At 62.2% G+C, this 15941-nt stretch carries 10 protein-coding genes, 1 tRNA gene and 6 pseudogenes; 8 read left to right on the forward strand and 9 right to left on the reverse strand.

Annotated elements, in window-relative coordinates:
* Positions 1-4: 4 nt before the first annotated feature.
* A pseudogene (locus tag PD885_RS18585) lies at positions 5-1372 on the reverse strand (IS5 family transposase).
* Positions 1373-1521: 149 nt separating this feature from the next.
* Here PD885_RS18585 and PD885_RS22270 point away from each other — a divergent pair.
* The 4 genes and pseudogenes from PD885_RS22270 (at position 1522) to PD885_RS18610 (ending at position 4965) form a co-directional block, all read left to right on the forward strand.
* On the forward strand, positions 1522-2112 hold the full coding sequence (locus tag PD885_RS22270) for a SirB1 family protein (protein WP_002809484.1): 591 nt from the start codon (positions 1522-1524) through the stop codon (positions 2110-2112).
* 104 nt (positions 2113-2216) lie between these two features.
* Positions 2217-2882: pseudogene (locus PD885_RS18600) on the forward strand (IS5 family transposase); the annotation flags it as partial.
* A gap of 63 nt (positions 2883-2945) precedes the next feature.
* A protein-coding gene (locus PD885_RS18605) for an IS3 family transposase (RefSeq protein ID WP_088056617.1) occupies positions 2946-4090 on the forward strand; the annotation gives its coding sequence in 2 pieces (ribosomal slippage) (positions 2946-3183 and positions 3183-4090; 1146 coding nt in all).
* A gap of 548 nt (positions 4091-4638) precedes the next feature.
* On the forward strand, positions 4639-4965 hold the full coding sequence (locus PD885_RS18610; protein ID WP_088057051.1) for a hypothetical protein: 327 nt from the start codon (positions 4639-4641) through the stop codon (positions 4963-4965).
* A 108-nt stretch (positions 4966-5073) separates the two neighbouring features.
* On the opposite strand, the gene PD885_RS18615 is transcribed toward PD885_RS18610, so the two are convergent.
* The 4 genes from PD885_RS18615 to birA all read right to left on the reverse strand — a co-directional run bounded on the left by PD885_RS18615 (position 5074) and on the right by birA (position 7956).
* Positions 5074-5149: transfer RNA gene (locus tag PD885_RS18615), tRNA-Thr, on the reverse strand.
* A 189-nt stretch (positions 5150-5338) separates the two neighbouring features.
* Positions 5339-6217 (reverse strand): SPOR domain-containing protein, encoded by an 879-nt coding sequence (locus tag PD885_RS18620; protein ID WP_088057052.1) that lies wholly within the window; start codon positions 6215-6217, stop codon positions 5339-5341.
* A 9-nt stretch (positions 6218-6226) separates the two neighbouring features.
* Positions 6227-6955, reverse strand: coding sequence for a type III pantothenate kinase (locus PD885_RS18625; RefSeq protein WP_002809476.1), 729 nt, complete (start codon positions 6953-6955; stop codon positions 6227-6229).
* Positions 6952-7956, reverse strand: a complete 1005-nt coding sequence (gene birA, locus PD885_RS18630; protein WP_238396058.1) for a bifunctional biotin--[acetyl-CoA-carboxylase] ligase/biotin operon repressor BirA — start codon at positions 7954-7956, stop codon at positions 6952-6954. Before birA ends, PD885_RS18625 begins: the two co-directional genes overlap by 4 nt.
* 51 nt (positions 7957-8007) lie before the next feature.
* Between birA and PD885_RS18635 the strand changes: the two are divergent.
* Together PD885_RS18635 and PD885_RS18640 are read left to right on the forward strand one after the other, a co-directional pair.
* Positions 8008-8318, forward strand: a pseudogene (locus PD885_RS18635) (hypothetical protein).
* A gap of 65 nt (positions 8319-8383) precedes the next feature.
* A pseudogene (locus PD885_RS18640) lies at positions 8384-8889 on the forward strand (zinc-dependent peptidase).
* A 10-nt stretch (positions 8890-8899) separates the two neighbouring features.
* Here the strand turns inward: PD885_RS18640 and PD885_RS18645 are convergent.
* A complete protein-coding gene (locus tag PD885_RS18645) occupies positions 8900-10267 on the reverse strand; it encodes an IS5 family transposase (RefSeq protein ID WP_088057136.1) in 1368 nt (455 codons plus the stop codon).
* 152 nt (positions 10268-10419) lie between these two features.
* On the opposite strand from PD885_RS18645, the pseudogene PD885_RS18650 reads away from it, so the two are divergent.
* Both PD885_RS18650 and PD885_RS18655 read left to right on the forward strand, forming a co-directional pair.
* Positions 10420-10811 (forward strand): annotated as a pseudogene (locus tag PD885_RS18650) (integrase core domain-containing protein); the annotation flags it as partial.
* A 256-nt stretch (positions 10812-11067) separates the two neighbouring features.
* On the forward strand, positions 11068-11484 hold the full coding sequence (locus tag PD885_RS18655) for a cointegrate resolution protein T (protein ID WP_088057054.1): 417 nt from the start codon (positions 11068-11070) through the stop codon (positions 11482-11484).
* Here PD885_RS18655 and PD885_RS18660 read toward each other — a convergent pair.
* The 3 genes and pseudogenes from PD885_RS18660 to PD885_RS18670 form a co-directional block, all read right to left on the reverse strand.
* Positions 11472-12509 carry a hypothetical protein gene (locus PD885_RS18660; RefSeq protein ID WP_082244341.1) on the reverse strand — a complete coding sequence of 346 codons (1038 nt, stop codon included), beginning with the start codon at positions 12507-12509 and terminating at the stop codon, positions 11472-11474. The genes PD885_RS18655 and PD885_RS18660 overlap by 13 nt on opposite strands.
* A gap of 425 nt (positions 12510-12934) precedes the next feature.
* Entirely contained in the window at positions 12935-14257 is a 1323-nt protein-coding gene (locus PD885_RS18665; RefSeq protein WP_088057055.1) for a right-handed parallel beta-helix repeat-containing protein, read from the reverse strand.
* A gap of 199 nt (positions 14258-14456) precedes the next feature.
* A pseudogene (locus PD885_RS18670) lies at positions 14457-15802 on the reverse strand (IS5 family transposase).
* Positions 15803-15941 lie beyond the last annotated feature (139 nt).

Below are 15941 nucleotides of genomic sequence, written 5' to 3' on the forward strand. Positions count from 1 at the left end.
CCCTTCAAGCGCCAAGTGCCGTCGGTGACAGCGGCACGGCACTCAAGGATGACCATCCCATCGCCCGTATCCAGGCCCGCAAAAACGCGATCCAGCGCAGCAGCCAACGCAGGTTGTAGCCGGCCGCGCAGCCGAGCACGTGCAGCGCATCGCCTTGGGCACCTTTCAGCCTGCAGCGACGCAACCTGCAGTCGTCTTTCAGATGTCCGATCACCGGCTCCACCGCCTGCCGTCGCTTGATCCAGCGCCATTGCCGTCGCGTCAGCGTCTTGGCCTTGCCGCGATGCAGGGACCTGCACGCCATCGACTTCGCGCCCGCGATAGCCCAGGTCCACGATCGCCACCGTCGGTTCTACGCTCACATCCTGCAGCAACCCGCGTGTCTGCTCCAGCTGCTCGGCCAAGGTATCGCCGTCGTACGGGTTGCCCGGGAAGCTGCGCGCACCCACGACCAATCCCTTGCAGGCGGTGACCGCAATGCCGACCTTGACGCCGAATTCGTACGCTTGACGCGCCTTGCCCTTGCCGATGCATTCCACTTCCGGGGCATGCAATGCGTAGAGTTTTTGTTTGTCCTTCGGACGCTGCGTGTACAGCCGTTGCGCACGTTCCAGCCAGACAGCGATGCGCTCGCGCACGCCGGTGTTTACCTGATCGAGTTTGCGTTGGATGTCGCGCACGAGCCGTCCCAGCACTGTGCGTTGACGTCGCAGGACGCGCCGCATCCGCTTGAACTGGCACGCATGCGCATACCGACCTGCCTTGCGGCTCAGGGCCGGGCCTTGCCGCGCGTAGCTCTGCCGCAATCCGATGCCGTGCCGCTTGGCCAGTAACACCAGCTTCTTGCGTGCCACCTCCAGCAAACGGCTGTCGGTCGGATAGGCGATCGCCTTTTCCTGCACCGCGGTGTCTACGATCACCCGCGACAACTCGCGTGCGTCCACCGCCTGCATCGCATGCGCGGCGTTGATGGTGTGCGCCAGCAGCTCTTCCATCCCGGCCTCACCCAGGCGCTGCCGCCAGCGCGTCAGCGAGCTGGCATCGCACGGCAAACGCGTCTGGAACACGACCTCGCCGGTGAAGAACTGCCAGTACGGATTCTCCAGCCAGCGCTCGCACACCGCTTCATCGGACAGGTCGTAGGCCTGTTTGAGGTAGAGCAAACCGGCAATCAGCCGCACCGGCAATGCCGGCCGACCGCCACCGGCCTGGGTGGCCGGCAAGCGCGATGAAAGTGCTTGCTCCAACGCCGCCCACGGCATCTGTTGGCTCAGCCGCGCCAGCGGATGACGCAGATCGATCTGGTTCTCCAGCCGCGAACGAAACAACTCATCGGCGGGTCTGTCTCGGCAGCAGGACGGCGTGTACGCATGGGCGGAAATTGCAAGAAACCAGCCTTCAGCGTAGCGAACACCGGTAGTTTTGGCACGCCGGTGCAGACATCAAGGCCTTGCGGTCGTTGGGTGGTTGGGGTTTTTCAGGTGCGACTACTTCGTCACCCGTAAAGGCCAGTGCGTCATCATGCCCATTGCATTCCTGATCATCGGCCAGCGGCTGGGCTTACCGTTGACCATCACCACTGCGCCGTATCATTTAATCGTCAAGCACGGTGACGAAGAGCAAGGTCAGTGGACGAACTTCGAGGCTACCAGCGGTTTGTTCCATCCGGACGGTGGCTACGAACAGGCCATGAACATACCGTCCGAGGCAACACGCAACGACACGTTCCTGCGCCCCTTCACGCAACGGGAAACCGTGTCCCTGTTCGCCTCTGCGTCCCTATTGCCGTACTACCGCGAGCAGAAGCAGGCCGAACGGATATTGGCGGCCACCGATTTGATCCTCAAGGCCAATCCCAAGGATGTCAACGCAATGACAGCCCGCGGGGATGCCTATTACCTGCTCATCGAAGAGCGCTTCAAGGCCAAGTATCCGCAGGCCGAACAGATACCGATGGAGCTACGCGCCGAGTATCTGGATTACAGTAGACAAAATCACGCTTGGTACGAAAGGGCAGAGGCATTAGGTTGGCGCCAGTGGGGACCGGCGGAAAAGCAACGCTACCTGCAACACTTCAATAACATGAAAGTACAGAGCCAAGGGGGTTCGTGATGCATAAGATCCTGACAAGTGGCGCATTGGCATTAGCATTAGGGAACCTCTGAACAACGCACTTCAAATGCGCGACACTACACACCTACGTTGAGGAGTCATCCATGCAACTGACGTTCGGTGACGCTGAAGGTTTGGGCAAGCGCAAGCAGACTCGCCGCGAGATCTTCCTGGCCGAGATGGAGCAGGTGGTTCCGTGGAGGCATTTGCTCGGACTGATCGCGCCGCACTATCCGGTGTCGGGGCGGCCTGGTCGACAGCCGTACGCACTGGCGACGATGTTGCGGATTCATTTGCTGCGGCAGTGGTATGCGTTGAGCGATCCGGCGATGGAAGAAGCGTTGCACCAGATCCCGACCTTGCGCCGTTTTGCCCGGCTCGGTGGTTTGGACAATGTTCCCGACGAGACCACGATTCTCAACTTTCGCCGCTTGCTGGAAACCCATGGCCTTGCAGCGCGGATGCTGGAGGCCGTCAACGCGGATCTGGTGCGCAAGGGTCAGAGCCTGCGGTCCGGCACGATCGTCGATGCAACCCTGATCGCTGCGCCCAGTTCGACCAAGAACACCGACCGCGCGCGCGACCCTGAAATGCATCAGACCAAGAAAGGCAATCAGTGGTATTTCGGGATGAAGGCACCCATCGGCGTGGATGAGTTTTCCGGGCTGGTGCACCACGTCCGTTGTACGGCTGCCAATGTGGCTGATGTCACGGTGACCCACGCATTGCTGCACGGCAAAGAAGACAGTGTGTTTGGCGACAGCGGCTACTGATACGCCCAGGGTTTCCTAGACATCTCAAGGCCATGGAAAATGGTCAATTCGGAGGTGTCTATGAGCAGCAAGCGGTATACGGATGAATTCAAGATTGGGGCGGTCCGGCAAGTGACCGATCGTGGTTTCAAGGTGGCAGAAGTCGCGGAGCGACTGGGTGTCACCACGCACAGCCTCTACGCCTGGCTGCGCAAGTTCGGCAAGCCTGGCGTGGTGCAGCGCGCCGAGGTGGACCAGAGCGCCGAGGTTCGGCGGCTGAAGGCAGAGTTGCGTCGAGTGACCGAGGAGCGCGACATCCTAAAAAAGGCCGCCGCGTACTTTGCCAAGGGGTAAGGGCAAAGTACGCCTTCATGCAAGCCCACTGTGGGGAATTCAGGGTGTGTGCGATGTGCCGGGTATTGCGGGTCAACCGGTCGGGCTATTACGCCTGGTTGTGCTCGCCCAACAGTGAGCGCGCCAAGGAAGATGAGCGCTTGCTTGGACTGATCAAGCACCACTGGCTGGCCAGCGGCAGTGTCTATGGGCATCGCAAGATCACCAGGGATCTGCGCGATCTGGGTGAGCGTTGCAGTCGCCATCGGGTGCATCGGCTGATGCGCACCGAGGGACTGCGTGCCCAGGTGGGCTATGGTCGCAAACCGCGCTTCCATGGAGGAATGCAGTGCAAGGCGGCGGCCAACCTGCTTGACCGACAGTTCGACGTGACTGAGCCGGACACGGCCTGGGCGAGCGATTTCACCTTCATCCGCACGCATGAAGGCTGGATGTACCTGGCTGTTGTGATCGATCTGTTTTCCCGGCAGGTCGTCGGCTGGGCGATGCGCGATCGGGCCGACACCGAGTTGGTCGTGCAGGCCTTGTTGTCTGCGGTGTGGCGGCGCAAACCCAACGCTGGTTGCTTGGTTCATTCGGACCAAGGGTCTGTCTACACCAGCGATGACTGGCGCAGTTTCCTGGCGTCCCATAGCGTGGTGTGCAGCATGAGTCGGCGTGGCAACTGCCACGACAACGCACCCGTGGAGAGCTTCTTCGGACTGCTCAAACGCGAGCGGATCAGGCGGCGGACCTATTCCACCAAGGACGCCGCTCGCGCCGAGGTATTCGACTACATCGAGATGTTCTACAACCCCAACCGCCGCCACGATTCAACTGGCGACCTGTCCCCTGTAGAGTTTGAACGGCGCTACGCGCAACGAGGGTCTTGAGGGTCTACGGAACCCTGGGCGTCTCACCACGAAGTCTCCGAACTACCATGCGTATAGTGTTCCAGCGAACACACCTGGAAAGACCCTCGAACAAAACCAGGCTTATGTGAAAAACAACCCGACCCGCGGTTTTTCTTCACCTGCGACACCGCAGGGCACGTTCAATGACGCTACCCCAGTAATTGGCGGTATCAGTCCGGCAGCCATCAGTCCCGTAACGTCTTTCAGTTTGACGAACCAACTCAACGGCCAGCCGGTTGTCGTGAATGTCACGCTCCCCGGGCACCCGCTTGAATCCGGCATCGTGGTACGTCAGCCAACCGTGGATGCTAGCGGAAACTCCACCATCCAGAACTGGGGCGAAGGCACGTCCAAGCTGCAGGCACCTGGAAGCTGGACTGCCACCCATCAACGGTGTCTGGACCGAACAGAAGCAAGGAACACCCAATCCCACTGGCTGCGCTTCGGGGAGGGATAGTGTCTGCAACAACTAACCCAAGCGGCTAGTGCTTGGGTTAGCACTGGCGCCCTTGGTACCAGCGTTGCTCATGCTGACCTTGTCTATACTCGGAAATCCCAGCGAAGGGATATGGGCACTGAAACTGATTGCGATGATTGCGTATCCCGCAATGCTCGTTATCGGCCTACCCATGCACCTGCTATTTCAGAGCAAAGGCTGGACAAGCGTATGGCCATACCTCATAGCCGGCACGATTACGGGCGCGGCCATCGCCTACTTCTTATTTCCGATGCTACAAGGTGCCGCCAGTGGGCCAGTGACAGCCTCGTCAATCGCTATCGCAGCTATTTGTGCGTTCTTTGGTGCCATCACAGCCGCGACGTTCTGGATGATCGTGCGACCGAATAACAAGTAAGCCCAGCAGCGATGAAATCACCGTCCATTTCCTTGCTGGTGTCGCTGGCGCTCTACCTCGCCCAGATCCCCCTTTACACGTGCGCAAAGCGGCGCTGACTACGAGAGATGGTGCCGCTTGTCCGAATCGAACGGACGACCTACTGATTACAAATCAGTTGCTCTACCGACTGAGCTAAAGCGGCGATGTCGTACTTCTCTTGCTCAAACCGTGTCCGGCTTGTCCCGCAGTCTACTCGCTGGCAAACCTAAAGCCCTGCCGCGCTTAGCCTTTCGCCCTATCACCACAACAACCGCGTCCGAGTTACAAGGCGGTTGCTCTACCAACTGAGCTATGCCGGCAAAGGCAGGCGCGCTGGGCGCCGGTGCGCATTCTAGCGCAGCGCGGAGCAATCTAGCGATCGTTGCCGCGCTGCACCCGCCGCGCCCTGCAACGCAGTGGTCGCCACAGCACTACGCACATCGATCCACCAGCGCGACAGGCCGGTGCCGCTGGGCACCAATTGCGCCGGAAAACTTGCGCTGACCAGACTGGCTTGGCGTCGCTCGGCGCGCTCGCGACTCTGGTACTGGCCCAGCGCGACGGTGTTGTCCTCGCCTTGCGCGATCACGTAGTAATCGCCCATACCGGCCGCGGCAATGCGCTTGACCCAGGCCTGTGCTGCCGCACGATCGCCCACGTTCGGCAGCATCACCCGGAACGTATTGACCCCGACGTCCCTGTCCTCGCGCACGCTGATACGACTGGCCTGACCACGAATGCGTGCAAGCGCAGCATCGGCATCGCTGCGTGCCGCATACGGCCCCAGGCTGGCGCAGCGCTCCGTAGCGGGCACGGGCACCGGCGTGATGGATGGCGATCTTGGGACAGTAGCGGCTGCAGCGACATCGGCAGGTTTCTCGGCAACCTTGGTTGTCGCTGGAATCTCTGCCGCAGCGCGCGACGCTTCGCCCGCTGCAGTTGTCGATGTAACGGTCGGCGTGGTTACCACTGCTGCGCTAGCGACTGGTACTGATGCCTGCGCGGCTGGTGTTGCCGCAGGCGTAGCACCCGGAGTCGAAGCCGTGGTCACATCCGCCCCCGCCAGTTCCGTCGCCAGTTCCGTCGCCGCATTCGGCAACAACTCCAGCCGCGCTACACCGGGCGGCTGTGCAGGGGCCACCTGCGCTGCCGGTGATGACTGCAACGCCCACCACAACGCCACTCCGGCATTGAGGATGATCAGAACAACGATGAGCGCGCGTACGTACATGCGCCGATTCTACGAGGAGGACGAAGACGTCGCCCAGGTCGCCAGTCCATCCAGCACCAGTGCGGCGCGGAACATGGCATCGGGCAACAACGGCAGCAACGGTGGCGCACCGCCGCCGTGCACCAGCAAGCGCACCGGCACTCCCAGGCTGCGCTGCGCGTGCTGCAGGCTGCGCTCGATCAGCGCAACTGCCGCGCCATCGCAGCCGGAGGTCAACGCATCGACCGTGTCGTTGGCCAGTTCGACATAGTCGCCGCCGCTGGCCGGCAATTGCATCGCACGCGCATGCAATGCCTCGCGCATCGTGGTCGGCGAGGCGGCGATGCGGCCGCCGTGATGTTGGCCGTCGGCGCCGAGCACATCGATGGTCAGCGCGGTGCCCACGCCGGCCACCAGCACTGGTGCGTCGCCGCGCGCGCCGAGCAGCGCCAGAAAGCGATCCACACCAAAACCGCTCGGATCTGCATACGCAATCCGGATACCGGCGCATTCGGTCGCGGTACGCACGATGCGCACTTGCTCGAAGCGCTGATGCAGGCAGCCGATCATGCACTCGGTCAGTGCAGGAGCCGCCACGCTGGCCACATGCGCGATGCGCCCGGACGGTAGCGCCGACAACGCGGACGCATCCATGACTTCGGCGCCGTGCGCCCACGCCTGCGCATCGCCGGCACGGTTGCCGTGCAACGGCGCGTACTTGAACCGCGAATTGCCCAGGTCGAACAGCCACTCGCTCATGTAGGTCTCACGCTCACTTCTCCGGAGTGGAACAAGCGCACCGTTTCGCCCAGTTGCACACGCAACGCGCCGTCGGCAGCCAAGCCGAGCGCAATCCCGTGATACCGGATGCCGGCCTCTTCAACCTGCACTGCACGGCCACTCAACACATCCAGTGCCGCGTAGCGGCTCAGAAATGGCGCCAGCCCCTGCGCTTGGAACAAGTCCAACGCCGGCAACATCGCGGACAACACAGCAGCTACAACGACATCGCGCGACACCGCGCTGCCGGCCAACGTATCCAGATCCACCCACGGCTGGTCGATGGTGGCGGCCACCGCAGCCGGCATGTGCACGTTCAAGCCCAGCCCAATCACAGCGCGGGCATTGCCGGCCATCTCGCCGCCGCCTTCGATCAACAGCCCGCCCAGCTTGCGCTCGCGCGCCAGCAGGTCGTTGGGCCATTTCAGCCCCACATCGGCGAACCCGCAGCCACGCAAAGCTTCGGCCACCGCCACCCCCATCGCCAGGCTGAGGCCGGCCAACTGGCTCAGCCCGCCGCTGAAACGCCGCGATGCCGACAGATAGATGTGTGCGCCCAGCGGCGAAGTCCATTGGCGGCCACGTCGACCGCGCCCTCCGGTCTGGCGCTCGGCCAACAGCACCGCCACGCCCTGCTCGGGCGCCGGGCGATCCAACAAGGTGGAGTTGGTGGATTTCAGCGTCCAGGCCACGTCCAGTGCGGCCAGACCAGTCGCAGCATCGGTGGCCATGCCGGCGCGAATCCGTGCAGTATCCAGCAGGTCCAGCGGCGCGGCCAATCGATAACCGCCCCCTGCCCGCCCTTCGATGTCGACACCGGCAGCACGCAAATTCTGAATACGCTTCCACACTGCGGCGCGGGTCAATCCGGCATCGCGCGCCAGCGCATCGCCGGATAACCGGCCGCTCGCAAGTTTGGCCAGCAATGCGCGGTCATCCACGGCAAGGTCCCCAAATCGATCCGTGAAAGTATGCGCCAAGCCTCTCCGGGCGCCCAGCGCGGGCTTGCGTGAGGGGATGAAAAGCACGTTATGATCGACAGCTCACGCCGCTTGCCTGGATATGGACGATGCGCCGAATCACGGTTTGCCTGCTCCTGTTGTTGGCTCCGTTTGCCGCACTGGCATCGGGCCAGCTGGCCAATGGCAATCATGAGAGTTGCGTCAGAACCAACTCGGCGGCACGCAGCAGGGCGCCGGCCCCCGAGGCGGCAACAGCGCGCAACAGCGCGCACAAGCCCGCCCCGTCCACTGGCGGCGGTGGCAGCGAGAGCGATTCGTTGTTTCCGCGTATGCGCATGATGCCGCACTGGCACAGCTTTCTGCCGGGCATGTTCCGCTGATCCAGTAGTTGAGGCGCTGGCTGCGCCGGCCGCCGCTCCAGATTCCTGACGCGTTGTGGCAACCGGTGTGCACCGGTTGCGTCTGGGTCGCTGCACTTGATCCGCTCCGCCAGCAACGTCTGCGCGCATTGGCGACGCAGCTCCTGCAGGAAAAAAAAACCATTTCGCCAGTCGATGGGTTGCCGCTGCCTCCGCACGATCGCGTACTGTTGGCTGCCACCTGCTGCTTGCCGCTGCTGAAAATCGGTGCGCCCGGCTGGCGCGGTTCGTGTATCCGGATGCCTTCGGCGTGCAGCGCCCCCATATGGACGCGGCCGGCGTCATGCATGCATGGGACGACACGTTGATCGGCGATGCCTGGGAGCAAGGTCCGCTGATTGTCAGCTAGGCCGATGTGCAGGCCGATCTGGCCGACCCGCATGCAGGCTTCAACGTGATCGTGCGCGAGATGGCGCACAAGCTCGATGCATGGGATGGTGCGCTCGACGGCACACCACCGTTACCGCGTGATGCGCAATGCGCATGGGCACGTGACTTCAAGTACGCGTCTGCACTGGCTAGTCGTCCCTGAAAAATCCCCTTCAAGTGCCAAGTGCCGTCGGTGACGGCGGCACGGTGCTCAAGGATGACCATCCCATCGCCCGCATCCAGGCACGCAAAAACGCGATCCAGCGCAGCAGCCAGCGCAGGTTGTAGCCGGCGGCGCAGCCGAGCACGTGCAGCGCATCGCCTTGGGCACCTTTCAGCCTGCAGCGACGCAACCGGCAGTCGTCTTTCAGATGTCCGATCACCGGCTCCACCGCCTGCCGTCGCTTGATCCAGCGCCATTGCCGTCGCGTCAGCGTCTTGGCCTTGCCGCGATGCAGGACCTGCACGCCATCGACTTCGCGCCCGCGATCGCCCAGGTCCACGATCGCCACCGTCGGTTCTACGCTCACATCCTGCAGCAACCCGCGTGTCTGCTCCAGCTGCTCGGCCAAGGTATCGCCGTCGTACGGGTTGCCCGGGAAGCTGCGCGCACCCACGACCAATCCCTTGCAGGCGGTGACCGCAATGCCGACCTTGACGCCGAATTCGTACGCTTGACGCGCCTTGCCCTTGCCGATGCATTCCACTTCCGGGGCATGCAATGCGTAGAGTTTTTGTTTGTCCTTCGGACGCTGCGTGTACAGCCGTTGCGCACGTTCCAGCCAGACAGCGATGCGCTCGCGCACGCCGGTGTTTACCTGATCGAGTTTGCGTTGGATGTCGCGCACGAGCCGTCCCAGCACTGTGCGTTGACGTCGCAGCACGCGCCGCATCCGCTTGAACTGGCGCGCATGCGCATACCGACCTGCCTTGCGGCTCAGGGCCGGGCCTTGCCGCGCGTAGCTCTGCCGCAATCCGATGCCGTGCCGCTTGGCCAGTAACACCAGCTTCTTGCGTGCCACCTCCAGCAAACGGCTGTCGGTCGGATAGGCGATCGCCTTCTCTTGCACCGTGGTGTCCACGATCACCCGCGACAACTCGCGTGCGTCCACCGCCTGCATCGCATGCGCGGCGTTGATGGTGTGCGCCAGCAGCTCTTCCATCCCGGCCTCACCCAGGCGCTGCCGCCAGCGCGTCAGCGAGCTGGCATCGCACGGCAAGCGCGTCTGGAACACGACCTCGCCAGTGAAGAACTGCCAGTACGGATTCTCCAGCCAGCGCTCGCACACCGCTTCATCGGACAGGTCGTAGGCGTGTTTGAGGTAGAGCAAACCGGCAATCAGCCGCACCGGCAATGCCGGCCGACCGCCACCGGCCTGGGTGGCCGGCAAGCGCGATGAAAGTGCTTGCTCCAACGCCGTCCACGGCATCCGTTGGCTCAGCCGCGCCAGCGGATGACGCAGATCGATCTGGTTCTCCAGCCGCGAACGAAACAACTCGTCGGCGGGTCTGTCTTCGGCAGCAGGACGGCGTGTACGCATGGGCGCAAATTGCCAGAAACCAGCCTTCAGCGTAGCGAACACTGGTAGTTTTGGCACGCCGGTGCAGACATCAAGGCCTTGCGGTCGTTGGGTGGTTGGGGTTTTTCAGGGGCGACTACTTATGCGGTGTCTGTCAGGCTGGGGAGCTTACGGAGCGTGCGATTTTCGGCCATGGCGTGACGCGTGTGCTGGATCGGCTGGCCATCAGCCGCGGCTTGCCGCAGGTGATCCGCACCGATAAAGGCAAAAGGAGTTTTGCGGCAAGGCGATGGTGGCCTGGGCGCATGCACGTGGCGTGCAGTTACGGCTGATCCAGCCCGGCAAGCCGAATCAGAACGCCTACGTTGAATCGTTCAATGGCCGGTTACGCGACGAATGCCTCAACGAACACTGGTTTCCGACACTGCTGCATACGCGCACCGAGATCGAACGCTGGCGACGCGAATACAACGAGGACCGACCCAAGAAAGCAATTGGCGGCATGACGCCATCCGCGTATGCCCAACAGCTGGCCAACACCGATATCATCAACCCCGGACTCTAAACCCGGCAGCTACTCAGGACGGGGGGGACGTCGCAGCGAGAGCGCTTTGCAATCTGGCCTAGTCGCGACAATCGCCAATTGTAGCCGGCGGCGCAGCCAGGACATGAATGAGCCGGCAGCTACGCAGACGACAATCGTCTTTCCGATGGCCGATCACGAGAGCAGGCAGGGATTCGTGAAAAATTCTTTACTGACAGCGAGTTAGCTCACTTTTAGCTGTTTTTTACACGAACCCCTGCCGACCCTCAACGAGGCCTTGACCGCCAAGAACCACGACCTGATGCAGCTCAACCGGGAGAACGGCCAGTGGCTGGAACGCCAGACCCGCCTGGAGTGTGAACTGGTGCAGGCACGCCAGCGGGCGGATGCCCAGCAACACGAGCACGACGCGCTGCGCCTGACGGCCGCCGAGCACCAAGCCCTGCAGGCACGCTGGACCCAAGATGCCCACGCGCTGGAAGGCGTGCGCGCCGAACTGGCTGCGGCACGGACCGAGCTGGTCGAAGAGCGCCAGCGCCGGGAACACGCCGAGGCGGACACCTCACGGGCCACGGTACGTCTGAGCACGCTGGAACAGCTCTTGGAGCAGCTGCGGCCAGTGCGCCCGGTTGGCGAACAAGTAACGTCTGGGAAGGACGAAACCTCCCCAGACGCAAATAGTCAGTTGCTTTGAGGAAAGCTAATGCCGGGCGAAGCGCCACCAAAGGTGGTGCAACTACCACGCGTCAGGTTGTTCTGCTCGAATGTCTTGCCGGCATTGCCCAGGCAAGTCGGGGCATTTGTCGTACCATCGTTTACGGCTACGTTTACCGTGACGTGCGAGCCGCGATTAAACGACACCGTCTGAGTTCTGGCGCCGTTGCCGAAGATGTTGAATTCGGTCAGGCGCCAGATCTTATTGATATCCACCGTAGAGGCGCGCTGACTCACGCTGTAGGCCCTTCCGTTCACCGAGAACGACACGGTATCCACGCCCCCCGAGGTCGCAGAACCTGTCAGCTTGACACCAGCGATGCCCGAAACTGGCACCAGAGGTACTCGCACCGCTTCGCTGTTAATCACGCAAGCGTTGCCTGCGTAAGCATCCCAGCCGGACGGGCAACCCGCCGCCTCGTATTCCGAGGTACTGTTCGCATATACCCAGCTTTCAATGAAGATGACCGGGTCAAAGCCATTACTTGAGTCTTCGTCGGCGTCGCTGGAGTAGACGTACTGTTGCCAGGTCTTGCATGAAGAAAAACCGAACTGCGCGCAAGCGGCGGGGTTGCTGTCGTTGTCGGTATTGATTTGCAGCGAGTATTGAACTACCCCAGTGGTCACGCCGCTTACGCTCGGGAACGAGCCGACGGCTGAATGGGTGAGCATGCCCGTGCGTGCAGCGTAGTCATAGCCATTGCCGGTGATGAGCACGCGGTTGTCGGTGTCGGTACGAACGTTGCCGCTGGTAAGGTGTTGTGGCTTCATGACCAACTTCGGCGGTGCGCCACAGCGTACCGCCTGCCACCCCATGTCCGGAAACGTCGAGCTAAAGCAGCCCTCCATAACCGGAGCCTCGTGCTTGAGCGTAGTTTCCCATGCAGACATAGCCTCGGCACGGCCAGTATTGTTTATTGCAGCGACCTGCGCCGCTGCACCCGCGCTAAAGATGCTTCCAACGATGCATGTGCCAAGCATGCATTTCGATTTAAATTTTCTCACGTTATTTCTTCTGGCTTGATAGTTAAATCACTGTAAATTTTTAGTAATTTTTGCGACGCACCGAACCGGAAGTAATAGCCGTATTGGAGAAGTGTTGCTTCTAGGCCAACGTATTACTTCGTCCTCGATCACATTCATAAGATGGCGCGAGACCAGTGCTAAACCGCCAAGCGGGCAGGTCGCGGTCCAGCATGCACGCGGGCCAGCTCGGTCAGGCGTGGCAGCGCGGGCGCTGGAGCTGGGGGCATCGAACCAGACGGCATGTGGAGTGCCGGAAGCCGGGGGCGGTTCACCGGCTTACATCCCCTGAAAGTGAGCTAACTCGCTGTCAGTAAAGGTCTTTTACACGAATCCCTGCCGACCCTTAATCCTGCCGGGCACGATGGCGCTAACCGCCGGCCAGGCGGCTGGCGCCATCGTCCGGATCAAGGCGCCTCGAATGCCCCCAGGTCCGGTGCACGTCCGTTGAAGGCCTCACCGGTATCGGCGCCGGCGTCGATCAACGCGCTGCCCGGGGCCAGGGTGGCGAAGGTGATGATGGGTAGGTCGCCGTTGGCCTGGCGCGGACGCATGAGCTGGCGCTCGTCCAGGCTGACGAAATCGCCTGCACTGACGACAAGGGGAAGATTGAACGAATTGCGGCCGATATCGTTCTCGCTCGCAGACCCCAGGTTGATCATTTCGATGCGCGTTCCGAATCCCAGGTTATTGGCCAGATGGTGGTCGTATCCAGGCACGTCGGTGAGGTTGTCGCTCAAGGTGGATTGCATGTCGTAGTTGGCGCGGCCGTTCTTGATCGATGTGTTGCTGATCCACTCCTGCCCACCGATGTGGTGATTGGCGTAGAGGCCATTGGATCGATTGCCCACTGCCAGATTGAACCGCACGATATGGCGCGGCACCGGCTTGGGATAATCGCTTCCGTTGCGCCCGTAGCCACCTGCCTTGAAGCCTGCGCCATTGCCCAGCGGGGTGAATGCGCTGTCGTACCCGTTGTAGAACGACCAGTTGCGTTGCAGGGTGACTGCGGCAGCGGCATTGATCAGGTCGAAGCCATCGTCGCTGTTGAACCATGCGCGGCTGCCTTCGATGAGGTTTCCGGTGCTTCCCGCAAGCGTCGGGTGCACGCCGAAACCGTCGATATTTCCATCGGAGAAGGCATTTAGTCCACGGTTGTTATAGGCATCGACGTTGTGTACCCGGTTGTCGCTGCCCGAAACCAGGTACCAGCCGATCGCCTGGCCGTCGTGGATCGCCAGATTCTCGAACAGGTTGCCGTTGCCGCGGTCAACGCGGAATGCTTCGGACTGGGTCAGGCGGTCTGCAATGGTGATCCGCACACCCACCACCTCGAATCCGCGAAAGACGCAGTTGTTGCTGGCCACCCGGAATGCGGCCACGCGCAGGCCGGTGGGCGTCACCGCAGAGAAGTCGAACACCGGCCGCTCGTTGGCGACGTTGACATAGGCGATGCCGGGCTTGGTGATCTCGTTGACCACGGCGTAGGGCTGCCGCACCACGCTGATGTTGGCGTTGGTCAGGCGATAGGTGCCGCTGCGCAGGTAAACGGTATCGCCACTGGACGCGGCGGCCTGCGCAGCCATCACGCTGGCAAAGGGGGCGGCGCGGGTGCCGGGATTGCCGTCGTTGCCGGTGGGTGCGACGTACCAGTCGGCGGCCACGGCCGTGCACGGCGGCACGCAGGCGGCAATGGCGATCGCCACGATGGTGCAAAGAGAGAGGTTCATCAGATGTCCCTGGTGTACTGCATGAAAGTGGCTGCTTGCCGCTCTTGACCCGTCGTGGCGCCAGCAGCGAAGCCTGCGGGAACCGGTTTGCGCTCGCCAGTGGTCGTGCTCGGTTCTGCTACGGCGGTTGACGTTTCGATGTGCCGCAACGCAGAAGTGTGCAAACGGGACATAGGTAGTCGTCCCTGAAAAATCCCTTTCAAGCGCCAAGTGCCGTCGGTGACAGCGGCACGGCACTCAAGGATGACCATCCCATCGCCCGCATCCAGGCACGCAAAAACGCGATCCAGCGCAGCAGCCAGCGCAGGTTGTAGCCGGCCGCGCAGCCGAGCACGTGCAGCGCATCGCCTTGGGCACCTTTCAGCCTGCAGCGACGCAACCGGCAGTCGTCTTTCAGATGTCCGATCACCGGCTCCACCGCCTGCCGTCGCTTGATCCAGCGCCATTGCCGTCGCGGTCTTGGCCTTGCCGCGATGCAGGACCTGCACGCCATCGACTTCGCGCCCGCGATCGCCCAGGTCCACGATCGCCACCGTCGGTTCTACGCTCACATCCTGCAGCAACCCGCGTGTCTGCTCCAGCTGCTCGGCCAAGGTATCGCCGTCGTACGGGTTGCCCGGGAAGCTGCGCGCACCCACGACCAATCCCTTGCAGGCGGTGACCGCAATGCCGACCTTGACGCCGAATTCGTACGCTTGACGCGCCTTGCCCTTGCCAATGCATTCCACTTCCGAGGCATGCAATGCGTACAGTTTTTGTTTGTCCTTCGGACGCTGCGTGTACAGCCGTTGCGCACGTTCCAGCCAGACAGCGATGCGCTCGCGCACGCCGGTGTTTACCTGATCGAGTTTGCGTTGGATGTCGCGCATGAGCCGTCCCAGCACTGTGCGTTGACGTCGCAAGATGCGCCGCATCCGCTTGAACTGGCGCGCATGCGCATACCGACCTGCCTTGCGGCTCAGGGCCGGGCCTTGCCGCGCGTAGCTCTGCCGCAATCCGATGCCGTGCCGCTTGGCCACTAAAACCAGCTTCTTGCGTGCCACCTCCAGCAAACGGCTGTCGGTCGGATAGGCGATCGCCTTCTCTTGCACCGTGGTGTCCACGATCACCCGCGACAACTCGCGTGCGTCCACCGCCTGCATGGCATGTGCGGCGTTGATGGTGTGCGCCAGCAGCTCTTCCATCCCGGCCTCACCCAGGCGCTGCCGCCAGCGCGTCAGCGAGCTGGCATCGCACGGCAAGCGCGTCTGGAACACGACCTCACCGGTGAAGAACTGCCAGTACGGATTCTCCAGCCAGCGCTCGCACACCGCTTCATCGGACAGGTCGTAGGCGTGTTTGAGGTAGAGCAAACCGGCAATGCCGGCCGACCGCCACCGGCCTGGGTGGCCGGCAAGCGCGATGAAAGTGCTTGCTCCAACGCCGTCCACGGCATCCGTTGGCTCAGCCGCGCCAGCGGATGACGCAGATCGATCTGGTTCTCCAGCCGCGAACGAAACAACTCGTCGGCGGGTCTGTCTCGGCAGCAGGACGGCGTGTACGCATGACTGAAAATTGCAAGAAACCAGCCTTCAGCGTAGCGAACACCGGTAGTTTTGGCACGCCGGTGCAGACATCAAGGCCTTGCGGTCGTTGGGTGGTTGGGGTTTTTCAGGGGCGACTAAATACGTAACGATTTTAGATG

The organism is Xanthomonas fragariae (assembly GCF_900183975.1).
Taxonomy (GTDB): domain Bacteria; phylum Pseudomonadota; class Gammaproteobacteria; order Xanthomonadales; family Xanthomonadaceae; genus Xanthomonas; species Xanthomonas fragariae.